The following is a 22,040-nucleotide window of genomic DNA, read 5'->3' as shown; positions in this document are numbered from 1 at the left end:
GTAAAAAAACCGCCTCGGCGGTTTTTTTTGATCCCGGGCGGCGGCGCCGACACGGTGAGAGCCAGTGCCTCAGAGCGCGCCGCGGGCCTGCAGCAGCCGGTGCAGCCGCTCGGCCAGGGCGCCATATCCCTGCGCGTTCAAGTGCACGGCGTCGGACTTGAGCCCGGGAGTGCGCAGCAACTCGCCGAGGCTGTCGTTGTCCAGCACCAGTCCGTACTGCTCTGCCAGCTCCCCGTAAAGGGGCGCACCGTCGGCAAACAGGGACTTGCGGGGCACGGCCACCAGCAGCACCTGGGCACCGCTGCCCTGTACCGCCTCTATCATGGCGGCGAGATTGGCCTTGAGCGCCCCTTCCCCGCTGCCGCGCAGTATGTCATTCCCCCCCTCCAGCAAGATGACCAGGGCGGGCCTGTGTTCGGCCAGCAAGCCGGACAGGCGGGCCCGCCCGGCCCGGCTCAACTCCCCCGACACCCCGCCATTGATGACGGGGTGACCGCTCAGGCTCGCCAACACGCTGGGATAGCTCTGGGCCGGATTGACCCCGCGCCCCTCGGTCAGGCTGTCTCCAAATGCCAATATGGTTTCCCCCGCCGCCAGGGGTCTGAACCCTGGCTCCCCGCAGGCGGCCAGCAGCAGGCATAGCAGCCCCGTCACGCAACGCCTCACCAGACTCTCCTTGTGCATCCTGGGCCCCTCCTTGATATTTTTGTAACCACATGAGTATAAAGACAATCTTTCAATCAGGCTCCAACTGTGCCACATTTCGACGGGTGAACAAGAAACCGACAAGGAGCCTGTCATGTCCCTCAAACCCCTCGCCCTGCTGGTCGCCTTCGGCCTGCTCACCGGCTGCGCCCCCCAGAGTGCTTTTCATTATGTCCCCCCTTCCCAGACCCTGATCGCCCCGGAGGCGGCCAGCGGCTGGACCGACAAGCCGGGCTGGCAGGGGCGCGACTTCATGGTGGCCGCGGCCAACCCGCTGGCGGTGGATGCGGGCTACCAGATCGTCAAGGCGGGAGGCAGCGCCGTCGATGCGGCCATCGCCGTCCAACTGGTACTGACCCTGGTGGAGCCGCAATCCTCCGGGATCGGCGGCGGCTCCCTCATGCTGGTATGGGATGGCAAGCAGGTGGCGGCCGTGGATGGCCGGGAGACGGCACCGGCAGCGGCCACGGATCAGCTGTTCATGAAGGACGGCAAACCGATGGCGTTCTACGACGGCGTGGTGGGCGGCCGCTCGGTCGGCGCCCCCGGCACGGTGCGCGCCCTGGCCCTGGCTCACGAGCGCTATGGCAAGCTGCCCTGGGCCAGCCTGTTCGAACCCGCCATCACCCTGGCAGAGCAGGGCTTTGTGATAAGCCCTCGCCTGGCCACCCTGCTCGCCAAGGATCCCTATCTGGCCAAAGACCCCGAGGCCAGGGCCTACTTCTATCAGGCGGACGGCAGCCCCAAGACGGCGGGCACCCGCCTCACCAACCCGGCACTGGCCGGGGTACTCAGGACGCTGGCACGGGACGGTGCCGATGCCTTCTATCGAGGGCCCATTGCCGAGGCCATGGTGGCCAAGGTGCACGCCCATCCCACCAATCCGGGGGTGCTGAGCGCAGCGGATCTCGCCAGCTACAGCGCCAAGCTGCGGGACGGTCTCTGCTTTGACTATCGCCAGAGCGAGGTGTGCGGCTTCCCGACCCCCTCCTCCGGCACCCTGGCCCTCGGCCAGATCTTCGGCATGCTGGAGAGCCGCGACATGGCGGCCCTCAGGCCGGTACAGGGGGCGGACGGACGGCTGGCGGCGTCGAGCGATGCCATCCACCTTTACAGCGAGGCGGCGCGGCTCGCCTTCGCCGACCGCAACCAGTACGTGGCCGACGGCGACTTCGTCTCGGTGCCGGTGCGCGGCATGCTGGACAAGGGCTATCTCGCCGAGCGGGGTCGCCTCATCGGGGAGACATCCATGGGCGTCGCCCAACCGGGCACCCCGCCACGAGCACTGGCCCGTGGCCAGGATGCCACCCCCGAGCTGCCCTCCACCAGCCACGTCTCCATCGTGGATGGAGACGGCATGGCGGTCTCCATGACCAGCTCCATCGAGGACGGCTTCGGCTCCCGGCTGATGGTCAACGGCTACCTGCTCAACAACCAGCTCACCGATTTCTCCTTCACCTCGGTGGATGCCGCCGGTCTGCCGGTGGCCAACCGGGTGGAGCCGGGCAAGCGCCCGCGCTCCTCCATGTCGCCCCTGCTGGTGTTCGACAAGCAGAGCAAGCAGTTGGAGATGAGCTTGGGCTCCCCGGGTGGCTCGGCCATCATCAACTACGTGGGCAAGACGCTGCTTGGCACCCAGGACTGGGGCTTGAACCTGCAGCAGGCCATCAACCTGCCGAACTTTGGCAGCCGCAACGGCCCCACCGAGCTGGAGCAGGGGCGCACGCCCGAGGCCGTGGTTCAGGGGCTCAAGGCCAGAGGGCACGAGGTCCTGCTTAACGAGCAGACCTCCGGGCTGCAGGGCGTCCAGCGCCATGCCGGCGGCTGGCTGGGGGCCGCAGACCCCAGACGTGAGGGGGTCGCCAGGGGAGAGTGATGCCCCTTCAGCACCCTCGTTCACCATGGAGGAGGCCAGCCTCCTCCATGCCGTGTGCTCATAGGTGTTCTCCCTTGCCTCCCAATATCATCATCGATTGATTATTCCTGCCAATTTTTCTTTAACTGCACACTCTTTTCACCCAATCGCGATGCATTAAAGATGCTTTTCATCAAAACCAACGCAAAAACTGGAACAGTGTTGCTCATGGCATATAAATGCATTACTTTTCAATAGAAACGGCATCTGTTGCCCTCAAGATTTCCCCTTGATACGGCCAACTTCTGTCTCTTTCGCCCCCTGCTCATTGACAGCTGCCCTCTTCGCCTTCGGGTGATCTGGTAGCCCCTGACTGCCATTAGCGAGGTGACGACATGGACCACTCACTCCCCCTTATCACCACCCTGGTAGGCGGCCTCGTGCTGGCCTACCTCTTCGGCATGCTGGCAAGCCGCCTGCGCATCTCCCCCATGGTGGGCTACCTCGCGGCCGGCGTGGTATGCGGCCCCTTTACGCCGGGCTATGTCGCCGACCTGCGGCTCGCCCCCGAGCTGGCCGAAATCGGCGTCATCCTGCTGATGTTTGGTGTCGGCCTGCATTTTTCCGTGAAAGACCTGCTGTCGGTGAAACACATCGCCATCCCGGGAGCCATCGTCCAGATAACCCTTGCGACCCTGCTCGGCCTTGGCCTCTCCCAACTGCTCGACTGGACCGTAACCGCCGGCCTGGTGTTTGGCCTGGCCCTCTCCACCGCCAGTACCGTGGTGCTGCTGCGCGCCCTGGAGAGCCGCGGCCAGCTCGACACCAACGAGGGACGCATCGCCATCGGCTGGCTCATCGTGGAGGATCTGGTGATGGTGCTGGCCCTGGTACTGCTCCCCATCCTCGCCAACCTGCAGCAGGGGGGCGAGGCACTGACCCCGGCCCAGGTGATGGCGGATATCGGCCTGACCCTGGCCAAGGTGGCTGCCTTCATCGCCCTGATGGTCATCGGAGGGCGACGCATCATCCCCTGGCTGCTGGCCCGCACCGCCGCCACCGGCTCCCGCGAGCTGTTCACCCTGGCCGTCCTCTCCTGTTCCCTGGGCATCGCTTTTGGCGCCGTCAAGCTGTTTGGCGTCTCCTTTGCCCTCGGCGCCTTCTTCGCCGGCGTCGTGATGAACAGCTCACATCTGAGCCACAAGGCGGCCAACGACACCCTGCCCCTGCAGGACGCCTTCGCCGTGCTCTTCTTCGTCTCCGTGGGCATGCTGTTCGACCCCGTCATCCTGCTGCGCGAGCCCCTGGCCGTGCTGGCCACCCTGTTCGTCATCGTGATCGGCAAATCCGTGGCCGCCTTCGCCATCGTGCGGCTCTTTGGCCACAGCCAGCGCACGGCGCTGACCATCTCCGCCAGCCTGGCACAGGTGGGGGAGTTCTCCTTCATCCTGATGGGTCTCGGAGTCATGCTCGAGCTGGTCCCCGGAGTCGCCCGTGATCTGGTGCTGGTCGGCGCCTGTTTCTCCATCGTGCTCAATCCGCTGGTCTTCAACCAGGTGGAGCGCTGGCTGAGGCGCCATCCCGATCCACGCACCGATGGGTCACCTCACCTCTGCCCCTTGCAGGGCCATGTGGTGGTAGTGGGCGCCGACGAGATAGGTCAGCACCTCATCCGGCAGTTGCATGAACAAGGCAGGGAGATGGTGGTGATCGACACCGACGAGCGACTGCTGGCCCCCTGGCGCGCCATGGGGATCACCTGTCTGGCGGGCCATCCCATCCAGCAGGATCTGCTGACGGCGGCGCTGCCCAACGCCAGCTGGCTGCTGATCACCCTGGATGACAGCCTGCTGGCCGGTGAGATAGCCATCAGGGCGCAGGAATACGGCGCCCTGATGCGCATCGCCGCCTGTGCCCACCAGCACGAGGAGGTGCATCATCTGCGCGTGCGCGGCGTGCATCAGGTGGTCAAGAGCGAGGAGGAGGCTGCGCGGCGACTCTGTCACCTCGCCATGGAGATGGCCTGAAGCTCATCGGAAGTCACGAGTCCCGGCGACGGGACCAGACAAGAAGCCCGGGCCTGCTGCCCGGGCTTTTTGCATGACGGGGCGATACGGCCGTCCCCTCACAGCAGATCGTGCTTGTCCAGCAGGCGATAGAGGGTGGCCCGGGAGATATCGAGCGTGCGGGCCACCTCCTCGAGCTGATCGGGGAAGCGGGCCAACGTCCGTTGCAAGGCCTGACGCTCCGCCGCTTCGCGCACCGCCTTGAGCGAGCCGTCGAGCAGCAGGCTGTCCATGTTGGTCAGCTCCATGTCATCGGCTTCGATGAAGGGGCCGCTGCACATGACCGCCGCCCGCTGCACCCGGTTGCGCAGCTCCCTCACATTCCCCGGCCAGCCATAGGACTGCATGGCCTGGCGTGCCTTGCGGGTGAAGCTGAGCACCCGCCCGCCCCGCACTTCCGCCAGAATGTCATCGGCAAGGAGCTGGATGTCTTCCGCCCGCTCGCACAAGGCCGGGGTACGCAGGCGCACCACGTTGAGCCGGTAGTAGAGATCCATGCGAAAGCCGCCGCTGGCCACCGCCTGCTCCACATCGATATTGGTGGCCGCGATGATCCGCACATCCACACGACGCGACAGGTGGCTGCCCACCGCCTCTATGCACTGCTCCTGCAAGAAGCGCAGCAGGGTTGCCTGATCCTCCAGCGGCAGCTCCCCTATCTCGTCGAGAAACAGGGTTCCGCCATCGGCGGCCTCTATCTTGCCTATCTTGTGGTGCTGTGCCCCGGTGAAGGCCCCCTTGACGTGGCCGAACAGCTCGGACTGGATGAGCTGATGGGGCATGGCCCCGCAATTGACCGCCACGAAGGGGCTCTCCTCCCCGAACGTGCTGTAGTGCAGCTCCCGGGCCACCAGCTCCTTGCCCGTGCCGCTCGGTCCCGTCACCAGTACGGGCAGGCGGCAATGCTGCAACCGCACGATCTGGTCGCGCAACTGGCGGATGGGGGCGCTCTCCCCCTGGATGAAACGCAGCTGGGGTTGCAGTCGGGGGCGGTGTCGCCGGATGAGGCGCGCCATCCCCAGGGCATGTCCCAGGCTGTGGGAGAGCCTGTCTCTGTCCAGGGGAAAGGTGTGAAAATCATGAAAACAGGCTGCCAGCAAATTGCGAAGGGCTTCGCTGGCGAGACAGTCCCGCTGGATGAGGCCGATCCACAAGGCGCCGGAGTGCTGCGCAATCAGGTTGTAGAGGGCTTCGTGCTGCTGATGCTCGATCACCACCAGCACCAGGGGATAGTCCTTTTCCTGCAGTTTTTTCTCTGCCACCACCAGGGAGCTTGCCTGCTCCACCTGCCACTCGCCTTGTTCCAGCAGGCTTTCCAGTACGGCACATGAATTGATGAGCAACAATGCCGTTTCTGTCATAGGGACAACTCCTTGTTATCACCACTGCACGAGGGAGTCTGACGCTGACGACTTATCCAGATAACTCCCTTTATCATCAAATGGCGCCGTTTAATATGGCCAGACGATGATAACTATAAACCATCCCGCCTTTAGACTGATGGCACCACAATATTGAGACGGCAAAAATATCGGTGAGAAAAAATAAATCCTTTGATAAATAAGCGCTTACTTGGCGACATAATATGTCGCTCTCAACATTGAGACATAAAAACAATCATATCAAATAAAAAACAGTTAAAAATCAGAGCATTGCCAATTGGCATGGTCGTTGCTCTCTCCAATAAGCCCTCCTGGCAGATGGAGACAGAACATGAAGACATATATTGCATTGGCAACATTTCCTTTTCTGGCATTTGCCACCCCCTCATTGGCACAAAACCGGGTCGATCTCGGTGCTCAGGTATTGAGCAATATTCGTGGTTCCATGGGCGTCAATATGGTTGCCGGTAATAACAACCAGCAAGGCAATCTTGCCGCCATCGCCATTTCGGGTCCGGCCGTCATTCAATTTGGCCAGCTGAATCAATCCACCACCAATCTGAACGGCAGCCAGAGCGTCGCCATCCTGGGCTCGGCCCTGAGCCAGAACCGGGGACTGGTCGGCATCAATCAGGGGGCGGGTGAGGGCAACCAGCAACTGAACGCCTTCGCCCTGTCCCTCGATGACAGCGGCCTGGGTGTCGTGACCGACATCAATCTCAGCTCCAGCGTCGCGAAGACCCCAGGGGGAAAGCCCCCCGCCAACACCACTACCAGCATCTATCTGGATGACACCGCCCTCACGGGCAGCAAGGGGGTCATTCAGGTGAACCAAGTCACGGGACAGGGAAACCAGTCAGTCAACATGGTTTCCCTGCCCCTGGCTGGCGCAGTAACGGCATCCCCATGATGCCGCAGGGATAGGAAGCCAGGCCCGGGGGTATCAGCCGATGGGCATATCTTCCGCTGAAAGTTCAATGGAGAGACTCATTATGCGTGGACTTATTTATAGCTCATTAGCCGCCGCGGTCATCATGGCCATGTCGGGCACTGCATCCGCCGATTACCGCGGTGACAGAGATGAGACAGGGGCAACCTTGACCAAGAAGGTCAAGGCAGAAGTCGATGTGGAATACGAAGGCAGGGTCAATGTCGGCGGCTACATCAACGTCAACAAACTCGGCATGGCCGTCGTGGACAACCAGCAGTCCAGTTCCATGATAGGCACCGCCAATACAAGAACGGAGAACACGAGCAAGATCGACGGCTCGTTCAAGGGTGCATCCGGTAACATCGGCGCCAACGTCGCAGCCGGTGACTCCAACGTACAGGGCAACAGCGCTTCCCTGGCCGCCTATGACGAGGTCGATGCCGAGTTCATCATGGGTCGTGGTCAACAACAACATGGCGCCCCTGGCGGATCGTCGGATGCCGAGGTCTTCTCCACCCAAAGCGCCAGCAACAACTGGACGACCAATCACGGCCATCAGAACAAGGCCGGTGTGGGCGATGGGGCCTTCAAGGATGCCGCAGGCAACATCGGGGTCAACGTGACCTCGGGCTCGGGTAACGTCCAGGCCAACAACATGGCAGCCTCCGTGTCCACCGGCAACATGGCCGTGGCCACCGTGGCCAACAGCCAGAGCGTCTCCAAGAACATGACCGAAAACCAAAGCCTGAGCGCAACCAAGACGGTTGACAAGGCAGGTGTGTTCCTCGGTCTCAAGGCTTGGGGCGATTACGAGGGGGGCGGTACCGGTCATGATGTCAAGAAAGGACATGGCCACGACAATGACAACGACAGGTACGGCAACAACAACCCGAAAGATGATGGCAAGTTCGAGTTCAAGGAAGAGGGTGACATCAAGCTCAGTGGGTACGCCGTCGGGTATATTCCCGTGGTCAACACCTACACCAGCCGCGAAACCTTCAACCGGGCAACCATCGATGGCGGCGCCTTCAACGGTGCCGTGGGCAACATCGGGGTGAACGTCTCCTCGGGGACCAACAACCTGCAAGCGAACAATCTCTCGCTGGCCGCAGGGTTTGCCAAGTAAGTCGATGCGAGGGGGCCCAATGCCCCCTTTTTCCCTGACACTGGAGGTCTGAATGCGCTGGCTGTTGCTGTTGCTGTGCTGTCCTGCCGTTTGGGCAGGCTCGGTGCCACTGGGGGAGCATCTCCCGGCGCTGGGGGATCTCAACAAACCGGTACAGAGCATTCTGGAGCGCCGGTACGCCAACATCGAGCGCCAACATACGGATTTCAGTTGCGGGGCCGCCGCCGTCGCCACCATCTTGCGCTACGCCTACGGCCATGCAACCAATGAACGCTGGGTCATGGATGGCATGCTTGCCATGGCAGACCCGGAGCAGGTCAAGCACTACGGCTTCTCCATGCTCGACATGAAGCAGTACCTGCAAATGCTCGGCATGCGGGTCAGAGGGTATCGACTGGGCGATGAAAAACTGCGCCAGGTGAGGGTGCCCACCATCGTCCTGCTCAACATTCGCGGCTATCAGCACTTTGCCGTGCTGCGGGCCATCGATCGCCATGATCGCGTCTATCTGGCAGACCCGGCCCTCGGCAACCGGGTGATCACGTTCAAGGAGTTCAAGGAGAGCTGGAACGGCATCCTCCTCGCCGTCATCGGCGCGGGCTATCGTCCCGATGCCCCCCTTGCCAACCCCTCTCCCCCGCTCTCTGTCAGAGGCAAGGATGGGCTCTTCGCCCCGGTCAATGAAACATCCCTGCTGGAATTCGGTTTTCAGCACAAAGAGCTAATGTGAGGTCATCATGAATACCCGACCCGCCCTATGCCTCCTCTGCAGCCTGGGTGGCATCGCCTCTCCGCTGCTGGCAGCACCGGACCCGCTGGCCCATCTGTCAGACCACTTTGCGCCCGAACTGGCGGACGGGGAGCTGGCCCACCTGCGCGGCCGCTATGTCAGCAGCCATGGCATCAGCTACTTCGGCATCGAGTTCATCTCGTCACTGACCACGGCCCAGGCCCAGCAGACGGCGGCCATGAACCTGGCGCTGAGCATTGTGCAAAACAAACCCAAGCTGGATGTGCGCGTCAAGGATGAGGTCAAGCCCGCGGCCACGCCCGCCAAGGAGGCCCAGGTGCAGGGGGCCGGGCTGGTACAGGTCGTTCAACTGGAGGGGAGTGGCAACAGCTCGGTCAACCAGGCCGGTATTGAACTGACCACCCCCACCATGACGGGACACCTGGTCCAGGCGGGCAGCTACGAGCACCAGGGCGATCTTGGCACCGCCACCTACCGGGTCTCGGGGAATTATGCCGGCTTGCAACTACACTCTTCCGACGGCCGGGTCCTGCTGGAGCAGAGCCTGCGCGGTACCGACTTCAGCCGGGGGCTGCTGCAGTTCAACAAGGTCAGGGGGGACGGTTTGCAGACGCTCAATCAGACCCGCATCTGGTTTTCGCGCTGAGAGCAGGTGAGTTCCCGGGGCTGAACTATAAGAAAGGATGATAAACAACAAGGACGTATCCCGATGAAACAGTCTCGCATGCTGTTGATTGCCCTCGCCCCCTTCGCCTGCTGGGGGGCCACGGCCGAGGAGGAGGCCCTGCAACAACAGCTGGATCTCCTGCGCCAGCAACTGATCCAGCAAAATCAGGCCCTTCATCAGCTCCAGGCCCGCCTGGAGGCCGTCAAGGCCGCCGGTGCCACGACGGCAACCGCCGGGGTCGGAGCCGGAGCCGCCGTCGCCTCCACCCAGCAGGACGCCTCACGGCGCACGCCGGAAGTCGGCCGCAGCACCGAAGACCTGATGATCGAACAGCACAATGTGTTCGACCGCGCCCTGACCGTCGATGTGGGCCTCTCCTACCAGCACTACAACCGCAAGGATCTCGCCCTGCGCGGCTTCCTCGCCCTGGACGCCATCTTCCTTGGCGAAATCAACCTGGATCGGGTGCGCTCCGATCAGTGGACGGCGGATGTCATCACCCGCTACACCCTCAACGATCGCTGGCAACTGGAGCTGGCCCTCCCCTACATGTTCCGCAACACCAACTACCAGAGCACCGGCAAGGAGAACTCCAGCCGCGACTTTGAGGAGCAGAGCGTCAGCGATGGCGGTCTGGGGGATCTCAGCCTCGCCATCTACTACAGGGTCATGGCCGAGAGCGAGGATTGGCCGGATCTGGTGTGGAACTTCCGGGCCAAGGCGCCGACCGGCAAGGATCCTTACGGCATCGAGATCAACACCTCGGAATCGGGCAACCTGGTGACCCCCAAGGAGCTCGCCACCGGCAACGGGCTCTGGCAGCTCTCCACCGGCTTCTCCCTGGTCAAGACCATGGATCCCGCCATCCTGTTTGCCAGCCTCAACTATGGTCACAGCCTCAAGCAGGACTTTGACGATATCTCCTACCAGCCCGGCAACCAGCCCGGCAGCATCCAGCTGGGAGACTGGTATGAATATGGCCTGGGGGTCGCATTCGCTCTCAACGAACGCTTCAGCCTCTCCTTCAACATCAACCAGCGCGTCACCATGGAGTCCGAGCAGGGGTCCGAAGGCTTTGCCATGGAGAAGGTCACCGGCTCCGATGCCAACGCCGCCAGCTTTGGCATGGGGTCGACCTGGGCCATCACCGACAACCTCTCCATGGCGGTCAACTGGTCTGCCGGGCTCACCACGGATGCACCGGACTACACCATCGGGATCCGCTTCCCCTACCGCTTCTAGCCCCGTGCCCGGGCAGGTTGACGACAAAAAACGAGGGAGGCATAACGCCTCCCTCTTCTTGTTGACGCCAGCCTGCCTGGCGGGCCATCGGTGACATCACACCCCCAGGCGATCGCGCAGGGTGTACCAGGCGGCGCCGGCGGCGGTGAAGGGGATGCGCAGCAGGCGGCCACCCGGGAAGGGGTAGTGCGGCAGCCTGGCGAACGCATCGAAGCGCTCCGCCTGACCGCTCAGCACCTCGGAGAGCAGCTTGCCCGCCAGATGGGTACAGGTGACGCCGTGGCCGCTGTAGCCCTGCATGTAGTAGATGTTGTGACCGATGCGGCCAAACTGCGGCAGGCGCGACAGGGTGAGCAGGAAGTTGCCGGTCCAGGTGTACTCCACCTTGACGTTGGCCAGCTGCGGGAAAGTCTTGCGCATCTTGGGGATGATCAGCCGCTCGATGTCCGCCGGATCCCGCGCGCCATAGACCACGCCGCCGCCATAGATGAGCCGGTGATCGCCGGAGGTGCGGTAGTAGTCGAGCAGGTAGTTGGAATCTTCCAGGCAGTAGTTCTGCGGCAGCAGGGCGCGGGCCCGCTCTTCCCCCAGTACCTCGGTGGCGATGACTTGCGTGCCGCACGGCATGCTCTTGCCGGCGAGCTCGGGCACCAGGTTGCCGAGGTAGGCGTTGCCGGCCACCACCACGAAGCGGGCCTTGACCGCCCCTTTGGCGGTGTTGACCAGAGCCGGTTGACCGGGAGTGATGCTGGTGACAGCGGACTGTTCGAAGATCTGCCCACCCTGCATACGAATGGCTTCGGCCTCCCCCAACGCCAGATTGAGGGGATGGATATGGCCGCCACTCTTGTCGAGCAGGGCGCCGACGTAGCGATCGCTTGCCACCACCTCGCGCACCCCGTCGGCATCGAGCAGCTCCAGCTTGTCGTTGCCCCACTTCTGCCAGCGCTCATATTGCGCCTTGAGTTCGTGAAGCTGCTTCTCGGTCTCGGCAGCAAAGACCCCGCCCTCCTGCAGATCGCACTGGATGTTGTAGCGTTTGATCCGCTCGCGGATGATCTGGCCCCCTTCAAACAGCATGGAACCGAGCAGCCTGGCCTGATCCGGCGGGCAATTCGCTTCTATGGTGTCGATGTCGCGGCTGTAGGAGTTGACGATCTGGCCGCCGTTGCGGCCGCTGGCGCCGAAACCGACCCGGGCCGCCTCCAGCACCACCACCTTGTAGCCCTTCTCCACCAGATGCAACGCACTGGAGAGGCCGGTATACCCCGCCCCGATGACACAGACATCGCACTCCAGTTGCTCGGTCAATGTCGGGTAGGGCGCGTGCTGATTGGCGCTGGCTGCGTAGTAACTCTTTACATGTTCGGTCATGATCCCTGTTTCCTTACCGGTTCGTTTCCAATATTCGCGCTGTTCAATCTCAAAAGCTGGCGGGGGTGTGGGCGCTGACGATGCGACAGACCTGCCCCGACGGGTTGCTGAAGCTGTGGGGCTCGCCGGTATCGATCACATAGCTGTCCCCGGCGCTGAGCTGATAGGTCTGCCCCGCCAGACTCAGCACGACCGAGCCCTCCAGCACGGTGCCCACCTCCTCACCCAGATGCTTGACCTGTCCCCCGGTGTCCGTGCCGGGGGCATAGGTCTCCAGCATGAAGCCGAGCTGACGACGATTGTTGCCGTTGTGCACCAGCTTCATGGAGACCCCCTGGCTGCCCAGCTCGATGAGTTGATCGGCCTTGATCACCACGCTCGGCGCCCGCGCCTCCTCTTCGGCGAAGAAGCGGGAGAGCGGCAGCTCGTAGACGCAGAGCAATTTTTGCAGCGAGGCGACCGAGGGGCTCACCTTGTTCTGCTCTATCATGCAGATGGCACCGTGGGTCAGGCCGCTCAACTCGGCGGCCCGGCGCTGGGAGAGCCCGAGACTACGGCGAAGGAGGGCGAGCCGCTCTCCCATGGTTTTATCCATCCCTTTGTCAGACAAGGGGTTATCCGTCATGGTCTGCCACTGGACCTCGCCTTGTGGTTGCTGCATCCCCACCTCCTTGTATGGCCATTCGAATACCTTGTGACGACTGGTTAAAATAATACGTCAACCTCGGCCCTCTGTTCGTTATCCTGCACAGCCGAGAGCGTTCATTATTTTGCACACCCCACACGATGAGGAACGCAAGAATCGTCCTGACAGCCCCATTTCTAGCATGCAGCGTACCGTTCACTCAAATATATTTAACACTTGAAAAACATTTCGGCTCACTTTATGGTCGTTACGTGCTTATTATTCTATACGGTGGCACCACGGGATGAGTTGGCCACCCAGACCCACAATCGAGGCTTCCTATCTATGTCAGCATCACAACCCGCACTCTCCCTGATCAAATCCCTTGCCTATATGGATGGCCGCTGGTGCGAGGCCCGGGGCGGACGCCGGTTCGAGGTCCTGAACCCGGCGACCGGCCAGCTCATCACCCAGGTACCCGACATGGACGAGGCGGATACCCGGCTCGCCATCGAGGCGGCTCACCGGGCCCAGCCCGCCTGGGCGGCCCTCACCGCCAAGGAGCGCAGCAACAAGCTTTACGCCTGGTTCGAGCTCATCATGGCCAACCAGGATGAACTGGCCCGCATCATGACCTGCGAGCAGGGCAAGCCACTGGCCGAGGCCAAAGGGGAAGTGGCGTACGGCGCCAGCTTCATCCAGTGGTTCGCGGAAGAGGGCAAGCGCGCCTATGGCCGCACCATCCCGGGTTTCAGCGGTGACAGGCGTCTGGCCACCATCAAGCAGCCGGTTGGGGTCGTGGCCGCCATCACCCCCTGGAACTTCCCCATCGCCATGATCACCCGCAAGGCCGGCCCGGCGCTGGCCGCCGGTTGCACCATCGTCATCAAGCCCGCCGCCGAGACGCCCCTGTGCGCGCTGGCGCTCGCAGCCCTGGCCGAGCAGGCGGGCATCCCCGCCGGGGTCATCAACATCGTCACCTCCCATCAGGCGGCCGCCGTGGGCAACGAGCTGTGCAGCAACAAGACGGTGCGCAAGCTCTCCTTCACCGGCTCCACCCGCATCGGCAAGCTCTTGATGCGCCAGTGCGCCGACACCATGAAGCGGCTCTCTCTGGAACTCGGCGGCAACGCCCCCTTCATCGTGTTTGACGATGCGGATCTGGACGCCGCCGTGGCGGGGGCGCTCGCCTCCAAATACCGCAACGCCGGCCAGACCTGCGTCTGTGCCAACCGCATCCTGGTGCAGGCCAGTGTCCATGACGCCTTCGCCGAGAAGCTGGCCGCCGCGGTGCGCAGCTTCAAGGTGGGGGATGGCATGGGTGAGGGTACCCAGATTGGCCCCCTCATCAATGCCGCCGCCGCCGACAAGGTTGCCTCCCTGGTCAACCAGGCCGAGGCCGCCGGTGCCAGGGTCTTGGTGGGGGGGCAAGCCCATCCCGCCGGTCCGCTCTTCTACCACCCCACCATCCTGACCGGCGTGGCCCCGGACAACCCCATACTGCAGGAGGAGATCTTCGGCCCCGTGGCCCCGCTGGTGCGCTTCGAGACCGAGGCCGAGGCCATCGCCATCGCCAACGACACCCCCTACGGCCTCGCCGCCTACTTCTATGGCCGCGACATCGCCCGCGTCTGGCGGGTGGCCGAGCAGCTGGAATACGGCATGGTCGGCATCAACGAGGGGATCATCTCGACCGAATTGGCGCCCTTTGGCGGCATCAAGGAGTCGGGGCTCGGTCGGGAAGGGGCCAGCGAGGGCCTGGAAGAGTATCTGGAGACCAAGTATCTCTGCTTCGGCTCCATTGCTTAAATATTCATTTATTGTAAATATAAAATCTTAATTGACTGGGGTGTCTCGCGTCGTCCATCCCATGGCACCACCACAAGGAGAGGGTCAGCAGCCAGGCTGCCGGCCCATCACAGTGAATTGAGGGGCTTGCCCCAGAGGGAGAATAGAGATGAGTAACCAATCCTGGCAGGCCCGCCGTGAAGCGGCCGTGGTACAGGGCGTCGGCACCCTGCTGCCGGTCTTCATCGACCGGGCCCAGAACGCCGAGCTGTGGGACGTGGAGGGCAACCGCTACATCGACTTTGCCTCCGGCATCGCCGTGCTCAACACCGGCCACAACCACCCCAAGGTGGTCGCCGCCGTGCGCGAACAGCTCGAGAAGTTCAGCCACACCTGCTTCCAGGTCACCCCCTATCCGGGCTATATCGAGCTGGCCGAGAAGCTCAACGCCCTGATGCCGGGCCCCACCCCCAAACGTACCCTGTTCCTCTCCACCGGCGCCGAGGCGGTGGAGAACGCCATCAAGATCGCCCGCGCCCACACCGGTCGCAGCGGCACCATCGCCTTCAAGGGGGGCTTTCACGGCCGCACCATGATGGGGATGGCGCTCACCGGCAAGGTGGTGCCCTACAAGACCGGCTTCGGCCCCTTCCCGGGAGAGGTCTATCACCTGCCCTTCCCGGCCGACTACCTGGGGGTGAGCGAGGCGGATGCCCTGGCGGCGCTGGATCTCTGCTTCAGCTCGGACATCGAACCGGCCCGGGTGGCCGCCATCATCATCGAGCCGGTGCAGGGGGAAGGGGGCTTCTATGTCGCCTCCCCGAGCTTCCTGCAAGCCCTGCGCAAGATCTGCGACCAGCACGGCATCCTGCTCATCTGCGACGAGATCCAGAGCGGTTTCTGTCGCACCGGCAAGACCTTCGCCATCGAATACAGCGGCGTCGAGCCGGACATCATGACGCTGGCGAAGAGCCTGGCGGGTGGTTTCCCCCTCTCCGCCGTGGTGGGCAAGGCGGCCATCATGAACGCCGCCAAGCCAGGTGGTCTCGGTGGCACCTATGCGGGCTCCCCCATCGCCTGCGCCGCCGCCCTGGCGGTGCTGACGGTGATCGAGGAGGAGCGGCTCAATCAGCAAGCCCTGGCCCAGGGCGAGCAGATCAAGGCGCGACTGCACCAGTTGGCGGAGCGGTTTGACTGCATCGGCGACATCCGCGGCCCCGGGGCCATGGTGGCCATGGAGCTGGTCAAGGGGCGCGATGCCAGTCAGCCAGCCCCGGACCTCACCAAGCGGCTGGTGGCCGAGGCGGGCAAGCGCGGCCTGGTGCTGCTGGCCTGCGGCGTACGCGGGAACGTGATCCGTTTCCTCGCCCCCCTGACCGCCCCGGCGGCCATCATCGATGAAGGGCTGCTCTTGCTCGAGCAATCCCTGGTGGCCTCATTGACCTGATCCGGAAGAAAGCGTTCGCCTATCAAGTGCAAAAAAATGCGTTTTTGTCCCCTTGATATGCTTGTCAAGGGGACAGCACGAATGCACAATGCGCCGCCGTATTCAAGGACCGTCCGCTCATCGCAGCCCGGTTCTTTTTTTGCGTCAAATAAATCCATAACGAGGCCGGAACAGACCGGAAATGATAACGAGATGGACAGCCATCTCACGACACCCGCTTCTTAGTGAGGAACACCATGGGGTATATCACCGCTTTCCTGCCGGCCCGCGCCGGTCTGCGCCAGCCGTCTGTGCTACACATTGGCGCCCCCAATGCCCAGGCTGACATCACCGTCACCCTGATCCCCTCGGCCCGGATGGAGAAGACAGCATGATGCATGCTCATCCCGCCGGTCTGAAAAAGAGCCTCAAGCTGTGGCACGTGGTCATCATGGGGCTGGCTTACCTGACCCCCATGGCCGTGTTTGACACCTTCGGCATCGTCACCGAGATCACCGAAGGCCATGTGCCGACCGCCTACCTGTTCGCCCTCATCGGCATGCTGTTTACCGCCATGAGCTACGGCCACCTGGTGCGCAAGTTCCCCTCGGCAGGATCTGCCTACACCTATGCCCAGAAGGTGTTCCACCCCTATGTGGGCTTCATGGTGGGCTGGGTCTCCCTGCTCGACTACATGTTCATGCCGATGATCAACATGCTGCTGGCCAAGATCTATCTGGAGGTGTTGCTGCCCGGGGTTGATCCCTGGATCTACATCCTGGGGCTGGCCGCCATCATGACCTTCCTGAACCTGCGCGGCATCAAGCTGGTGGCGAACTTCAACAGCCTGATCGTCATCATGCAGTTCAGCATCATCGCCGTCTTCATCGGTCTCATCGCCTGGGGCGTCCACCAGGGGGAAGGGCTCGGCACCGTCACCAGCAGCCGCCCCTTCTTCTCCGATCAGATGGCCCTGACGCCGTTGCTGACCGGCGCCTCCATCCTCTGCCTGTCGTTCCTGGGGTTTGACGCCATCAGCACCCTGTGCGAGGAGACCCCCAACGCGGATCGGGTGATCCCCCGCGCCATCCTGCTCACCGCCCTCATCGGTGGCGTGCTCTTCATCAGCGTCTCCTACTTCCTGCAGCTGTTCTTCCCGGACATCTCCCGCTTCCAGCAGCCGGATGCGGTGTTGCCGGAGATCGCCCTCTACGTGGGGGGCAAGCTGTTCCAGGCCGTCGTGCTGGTCTGCACCACGGTGGCGGTGCTGGCCTCCGGGCTCGCCTCCCACGCCGGCGTGTCGCGCCTGCTCTACGTGATGGGGCGGGATCGCGCCCTGCCGAGCCGCTTCTTCGGCTACATCCACCCGACCTGGCAGACCCCGGCCCTGAACGTGCTGCTGGTGGGGGCCTTGGCCCTCTCCGCCGTGTCATTCGATCTGGAGATGGCGCTGGCGCTCATCAACTTTGGTGCCCTGGTGGCCTTTACCTTCGTCAACCTGGCGGTGATTGCCCACTTCTATGTCAGGCTCGGTCACAACAAGACCCTGCGGGAGCACCTGGTGTTCCTGGTACTCCCCCTGTGCGGAGCCGCCAGCATCGGCGTGCTCTGGCTCAATCTGGAGCCGGCCTCCTTCGAGCTGGGACTGATCTGGGCCGCCCTCGGCGCCATCTACCTGCTGCTACGCCTGACCGTCTTCCGGGTCCAGCTGCGCCGCCCCGAGGGTGACGCCTCCTGACACCTCTCCCCCGAGCCCGCCCCGTGCGGGCTCTGTCTTGATGTCGCCCCCCTTTTCCAGCCCTGCGGGCCCCGATGACAAACTTGTCATCGAGGCCCGCAGGGCGCGGCCGACATGACCCCTTACCCGGGCAACAAAATCCCCGTTGGGGGCCTTTTTAGCTTGTCTCCCTCCCCCCCTGAGGGCACAATATCGCGCCCCTTGAGAGCCGATGTTTTTACAGCATCGGTTCTTTGCTTTTGTGGGGCAAACCACCATTCACCAAGAGGCCGGACCTTGTGCCGGAATTGATACCGAGATTGCCAAACAATCTCCCGACGTTGTGAGGAAAAACATGGGGCATTTCACTGCTTTTCTGCCGGTCCCCGCCGGCGTACGCCATCCCTCTGTGCAACAGAGTGGCGTCCCCTGTGTCCAGCGACGCGCTGCCGCGTCCCTGAGCCCGACCCATTTCGCCCATGGGGCCCGTGCAGAGGAGAAAGCGTGATGGCCGGTGCCAAGCTGCTCAAGACGCTCACCCTGTTCCAGGTGGTGGTGATGGGTCTGGCCTACCTCACCCCCATGGCGGTATTCGATACCTTCGCCATCGTCGGCGACATCACCGACGGCCGCGTCGCCACCGCCTACCTGCTGGCCCTTGGCGGCATCCTGCTGACCGCCTTCAGCTACGGCCATCTGGTGCGCCGCTTCCCCTCGGCGGGGTCGGCCTACACCTATGCCCAGAAGGTGTTCCACCCCTATGTGGGTTTCATGGTGGGCTGGTCCTCCCTGCTCGACTACATGTTCATGCCGATGATCAACATCCTCCTGGCCAAGATCTACCTGACCGCCATGTTCCCCGGCGTCGATCCCTGGATCTTCATCTTCGGCCTGGTGACCGTGATGACCTTCCTGAACCTGCGTGGCATCAAGCTGGTGGCGAACCTCAACGGCTTCATCGTGTTCATCCAGATCGCCATCATCCTCACCTTCCTCGGCCTCATCGCCTGGGGCCTGAGTCACGGTGAAGGGGCCGGCACCCTGATGAGCAGCCGGCCATTCCACGTGGAGTCCGCCAGCATGCTGCCGCTGTTCACCGGCGCCACCATCCTCTGCTTCTCCTTCCTCGGCTTCGACGGCCTGAGTTCGCTCTCCGAGGAGACCCCGAACGCCGGCAAGGTGATCCCCCGCGCCATCGTGCTGACGGCCCTGATCGGCGGCATCATCTTCGTCACCGTCTCCTACAGCCTGCAGCTGTTCTTCCCGGATCTGGCTCGCTTCAAGGAGCCGGACGCCGTGCTGCCGGAGATAGCCCTCTACGTCGGCGGCACCCTGTTCCAGAGCGTGGTACTGGTGTGCACCACCGCGGCCGTGCTCGCCTCCGGCATGGCGGCCCACGCCGGCGTGTCGCGCATCCTCTATGTGATGGGGCGCGATCGCATGATCCCGGAGCGGGTGTTCGGCTACATCCACCCCACCTGGCGCACCCCGGCCATCAACGTGCTGCTGGTGGGGGCCCTGGCCCTCTCCGCCGTGTCGTTCGATCTGGACATGGCGCTGGCGCTGGTGAACTTCGGCGCCCTGGTGGCCTTCACCTTCGTCAACCTGTCGGTCATCGGCCAGTTCTGGGTACGTGAGAAGCGCAACAAGAGCCTCAAGGAGCACCTGCTGTTCCTGGTGCTGCCGCTGCTGGGCGCCGCCACCATAGGGGCGCTCTGGATCAACCTGGAGCAGAGTTCCCTGGAGCTCGGTCTCATCTGGGCGGGGATCGGGGTCACCTACCTCTTCCTGCGCCTGGCGGTGTTCCGCATTCCCTTCCGTCAGTACGAGGAAGCGGCCGACGGTCAGTAAGCACGGCCGGACGACAACCAAACAGAAGGGGAGCCATGGGCTCCCCTTCTTGCATGCAGACCTGTGGCGGGCTATCCCTCAGCCCTGGTTGATCACCGCAGTGGCGGCCGCCTTGACAGGATCCCTGGTCACGGCGTTGACATCCTTGCGGGTCTGATTGACCTTGTCTTGCGCCTGTTTCAGCTCGGCACTCTGCTTGCCAGGGTCGCATTGGTGTTCTGCTTTGCCTCTTTCAGACCCGCCGTCTTCTTGTCCAGCACGTCCGTGGTGTTCTTCTTCACCTCGGCCCTGGCCTTCTCCTTCTGCTGGCGCACCAGCTTGTCGGCATCGCAGTTGCCCTTGACCCCCAGGGTCGCATTCATCGCCTCGTTTCTGGCCGCCTTGTCGAGGTTGCACTCGGACTTGAACACGCTGGCCTGCGCACCAGCAGACAACAACCCCAGGGAGAGACACAAAACCCATGCACGCATCATCGCTTCCTCATTTTGAAGACAGGAAAGCGAGGCAGCATATAACCCAGGGATCCCAGTGCAAGACGGGAAGCCGGTTATGAGCCGGATGACGCCATATCGGCGTTTGCTCCGACACTTTTTGTCTGCGGCCCCCCCTGCCGCCCTGTCACCAAAACATCATAAAAGTGTCACGTTGTCATATTTCTGTCATGGAGCGCTGCTGTAATGCGCCCGTCCATTTCAACGCAGAACGACCCCAAGAGGCCATATGCACAGCACTGTATCTTCCGCACCCCAGCAGACCCGCCGTCCCGGCCCCCTGTTCAACTGGCTCGCGGTGATCACGCTGATCTACCTGATCCTGGTCGCCGTTGGTGCCGTCTCCCACGGCTTCAAGGGCTTCTCCGGCGGCGCCGAGGGCGCGGCCCAGATCTTCGCCTTCGCGAACAACCCCTTCGTCGCCCTGCTGCTCGGCATCCTGGCCACCGCCCTGGTGCAGTCCTCCAGCACGGTCACCTCGGTCATCGTCGGCCTGGTGGCGGGGGGCCTGCCCATGGAGATGGCCATCCCCATGGTGATGGGAGCCAACCTCGGCACCACCATCACCAACACCATCGTCTCCCTCGGTCACATCCGGGACAGAGAGGAGTTTCGCCGCGCCTTCGCCGCCGCCACCGTGCACGACTTCTTCAACCTGCTGGCGGTCTTCATCTTCCTGCCGCTGGAGTTGATGTTCGGCCTGCTGCAGCAGAGCGCTGAGTGGGTCTCCGGCCTGCTGATGGGCTCCGCCGACATGTCGATGAAAGGCATGGACTTCATGAAGCCCATCATCTCGCCGGCACTGGATCTCATCGATGGAGCCGTCGCCTTCCTGCCGGGCAAGGGCGCCGCCATCGCCACCATCTGCATCGGCATCCTGCTGATCCTGGGTTGCGTCACCACCCTCGGCAAGGTACTGCAGCGGGTCATGGTGGGCCGCGCCAAGGAGCTGCTGCACAAGGCTCTGGGCCGAGGTCCCCTGACCGGTATCGCCTCCGGCACCCTGGTGACCGTCATGGTGCAGTCCTCCTCCACCACCACCAGCCTGATGATCCCCCTGGCCGGTGGCGGTGTGTTCAACACTCGTCAGCTCTACCCCTTCACCCTGGGGGCCAACATCGGCACCACCATTACCGCCCTGCTGGCCGCCACCGCCATCAGCGGTGCCGGTGCCCAGCTGGCACTGACCATCGCCCTGGTCCACGTGCTGTTCAACCTGTTTGCAGTGGTGCTCATCTACGGGGTCCCCTTCCTGCGCGAGCTGCCCATCAAGGCCGCCGAGACCCTGGCCCGGGTCGGCAGCGAGAACAAGCTGCTGGCGCTGGGTTACGTGGGCGGGCTCTTCTTCGCCCTGCCCGCCCTGATGATGGTGGCGGTGAAGTAATCCGCCCTCATGAGACGAGGGGGCAGATCCTGGCCCCTCGTCGTCTGTCTGCCCCGTCACATCCTCCTGCGTCCCGACTCGCCCTCCCTCCCCGACTGGGATAAGATGCCGCCTTCATTGCATTTAAGGAAAACCCGATGAAGTTCATTCTGATCGCCCTGCTGATCGCCGGCGCCGCCTACTACTTCTACTCCAGCAGCAATAACAAAAAACTGGCCGAAGAGAACGTGCGCAAGGGCGCCGAGTTCCTCGCCAGCAACAAGGAGAAACCGCTGGTGACCACCACGGCCTCCGGCCTGCAGTACGAAGTGCTGACCCCGGGCAGCGGCACGGTTCACCCCACCGCCACCAGCAAGGTGAAGGTACACTACGAGGGCAAGCTGCTGGACGGCACCGTGTTCGACAGCTCCGTCGCCCGCGGCGAGCCCATCGAGTTTGGCCTCAATCAGGTGATCAAGGGCTGGACCGAAGGGGTGCAGCTGATGGTGGAAGGGGAGAAGACCCGCTTCTATATCCCCGCCAATCTCGCCTATGGCGATAGGGCGGCCGGTAAAATCCCACCCGGCTCGGTGCTGATCTTCGACGTGGAGCTGCTGGGTATCCAGTAAGGTTTCTGGCTCGAGTACCAACAGACGAGCTCCCGTCGGGCATCCTGCAAT

Annotated in this window: 19 protein-coding genes; 14 read left to right on the top strand and 5 right to left on the bottom strand. The window is 63.1% G+C overall.

Annotation, left to right across the window (positions count from 1 at the left end; translation table 11 throughout):
• Nucleotides 1-69 precede the first annotated feature (69 nt).
• Nucleotides 70-684, bottom strand: a complete 615-nt coding sequence (locus ACB039_RS01125; RefSeq protein WP_371164954.1) for a GDSL-type esterase/lipase family protein — start codon at nt 682-684, stop codon at nt 70-72.
• Nucleotides 685-799: 115 nt separating this feature from the next.
• Between ACB039_RS01125 and ggt the strand changes: the two genes are divergently transcribed.
• Together ggt and ybaL are read left to right on the top strand one after the other, a co-directional pair.
• Nucleotides 800-2,581 (top strand): gamma-glutamyltransferase, encoded by a 1,782-nt coding sequence (gene ggt / locus ACB039_RS01120; protein WP_371164953.1) that lies wholly within the window; start codon nt 800-802, stop codon nt 2,579-2,581.
• Between the two features lie 374 nt (nt 2,582-2,955).
• On the top strand, nt 2,956-4,587 hold the full coding sequence (gene ybaL, locus ACB039_RS01115) for a YbaL family putative K(+) efflux transporter (RefSeq protein ID WP_254231629.1): 1,632 nt from the start codon (nt 2,956-2,958) through the stop codon (nt 4,585-4,587).
• A gap of 98 nt (nt 4,588-4,685) precedes the next feature.
• On the opposite strand, the gene ACB039_RS01110 is transcribed toward ybaL, so the two are convergent.
• Nucleotides 4,686-5,987: a sigma-54 dependent transcriptional regulator gene (locus ACB039_RS01110; RefSeq protein WP_042864209.1), complete on the bottom strand. Its 1,302-nt coding sequence runs from the start codon at nt 5,985-5,987 to the stop codon at nt 4,686-4,688.
• A gap of 352 nt (nt 5,988-6,339) precedes the next feature.
• Here ACB039_RS01110 and ACB039_RS01105 point away from each other — a divergent pair, with 352 nt between their 5' ends.
• The 5 genes from ACB039_RS01105 (at nt 6,340) to ACB039_RS01085 (ending at nt 10,725) form a co-directional block, all read left to right on the top strand.
• Nucleotides 6,340-6,918, top strand: a complete 579-nt coding sequence (locus ACB039_RS01105; RefSeq protein WP_254231631.1) for a hypothetical protein — start codon at nt 6,340-6,342, stop codon at nt 6,916-6,918.
• Between the two features lie 187 nt (nt 6,919-7,105).
• Entirely contained in the window at nt 7,106-8,065 is a 960-nt protein-coding gene (locus tag ACB039_RS01100; RefSeq protein WP_010673558.1) for a hypothetical protein, read from the top strand.
• Nucleotides 8,066-8,117: 52 nt separating this feature from the next.
• Entirely contained in the window at nt 8,118-8,795 is a 678-nt protein-coding gene (locus ACB039_RS01095; RefSeq protein WP_039039335.1) for a C39 family peptidase, read from the top strand.
• A gap of 7 nt (nt 8,796-8,802) precedes the next feature.
• On the top strand, nt 8,803-9,462 hold the full coding sequence (locus ACB039_RS01090; RefSeq protein ID WP_039039334.1) for a hypothetical protein: 660 nt from the start codon (nt 8,803-8,805) through the stop codon (nt 9,460-9,462).
• Nucleotides 9,463-9,525: 63 nt separating this feature from the next.
• The gene (locus ACB039_RS01085) at nt 9,526-10,725 is read left to right on the top strand and encodes a transporter (protein WP_041213311.1); all 1,200 of its coding nucleotides are present in this window, start codon (nt 9,526-9,528) and stop codon (nt 10,723-10,725) included.
• Nucleotides 10,726-10,821: 96 nt separating this feature from the next.
• Here the strand turns inward: ACB039_RS01085 and ACB039_RS01080 are convergent, their stop codons facing one another.
• A complete protein-coding gene (locus tag ACB039_RS01080) occupies nt 10,822-12,099 on the bottom strand; it encodes an NAD(P)/FAD-dependent oxidoreductase (RefSeq protein WP_371164952.1) in 1,278 nt (425 codons plus the stop codon).
• 49 nt (nt 12,100-12,148) lie between these two features.
• A complete protein-coding gene (gene puuR, locus ACB039_RS01075) occupies nt 12,149-12,760 on the bottom strand; it encodes an HTH-type transcriptional regulator PuuR (RefSeq protein WP_042650494.1) in 612 nt (203 codons plus the stop codon).
• 309 nt (nt 12,761-13,069) lie between these two features.
• On the opposite strand from puuR, the gene ACB039_RS01070 reads away from it, so the two are divergent.
• From ACB039_RS01070 to ACB039_RS01050, 5 genes are all read left to right on the top strand, one after another.
• A complete protein-coding gene (locus tag ACB039_RS01070) occupies nt 13,070-14,533 on the top strand; it encodes an NAD-dependent succinate-semialdehyde dehydrogenase (protein ID WP_371164951.1) in 1,464 nt (487 codons plus the stop codon).
• A 148-nt stretch (nt 14,534-14,681) separates the two neighbouring features.
• The gene (gene gabT / locus ACB039_RS01065) at nt 14,682-15,959 is read left to right on the top strand and encodes a 4-aminobutyrate--2-oxoglutarate transaminase (protein ID WP_042650496.1); all 1,278 of its coding nucleotides are present in this window, start codon (nt 14,682-14,684) and stop codon (nt 15,957-15,959) included.
• A 236-nt stretch (nt 15,960-16,195) separates the two neighbouring features.
• Nucleotides 16,196-16,333 carry a hypothetical protein gene (locus ACB039_RS01060; protein WP_005331854.1) on the top strand — a complete coding sequence of 46 codons (138 nt, stop codon included), beginning with the start codon at nt 16,196-16,198 and terminating at the stop codon, nt 16,331-16,333.
• Entirely contained in the window at nt 16,333-17,676 is a 1,344-nt protein-coding gene (locus tag ACB039_RS01055; RefSeq protein WP_182788958.1) for an APC family permease, read from the top strand. Before ACB039_RS01060 ends, ACB039_RS01055 begins: the two co-directional genes overlap by 1 nt.
• 486 nt (nt 17,677-18,162) lie before the next feature.
• A complete protein-coding gene (locus ACB039_RS01050; RefSeq protein WP_041206191.1) occupies nt 18,163-19,506 on the top strand; it encodes an APC family permease in 1,344 nt (447 codons plus the stop codon).
• Nucleotides 19,507-19,685: 179 nt separating this feature from the next.
• Here the strand turns inward: ACB039_RS01050 and ACB039_RS01045 are convergent, their stop codons facing one another.
• A complete protein-coding gene (locus ACB039_RS01045) occupies nt 19,686-19,976 on the bottom strand; it encodes a hypothetical protein (protein ID WP_371164950.1) in 291 nt (96 codons plus the stop codon).
• A gap of 250 nt (nt 19,977-20,226) precedes the next feature.
• On the opposite strand from ACB039_RS01045, the gene ACB039_RS01040 reads away from it, so the two are divergent.
• Together ACB039_RS01040 and ACB039_RS01035 are read left to right on the top strand one after the other, a co-directional pair.
• Nucleotides 20,227-21,381 carry a sodium:phosphate symporter gene (locus ACB039_RS01040; RefSeq protein ID WP_005331846.1) on the top strand — a complete coding sequence of 385 codons (1,155 nt, stop codon included), beginning with the start codon at nt 20,227-20,229 and terminating at the stop codon, nt 21,379-21,381.
• 137 nt (nt 21,382-21,518) lie between these two features.
• Entirely contained in the window at nt 21,519-21,989 is a 471-nt protein-coding gene (locus tag ACB039_RS01035; protein WP_005331844.1) for an FKBP-type peptidyl-prolyl cis-trans isomerase, read from the top strand.
• Nucleotides 21,990-22,040 lie beyond the last annotated feature (51 nt).

Origin of the sequence: Aeromonas sp. S2(2024) (genome assembly GCF_041402505.1) — a bacterium.
In the GTDB taxonomy this organism is placed as follows: Bacteria; Pseudomonadota; Gammaproteobacteria; order Enterobacterales; family Aeromonadaceae; genus Aeromonas; species Aeromonas media.
The sequence above is the reverse complement of the archived record's forward strand: the minus strand, read 5'-3'. Positions and strand labels throughout refer to the sequence as shown.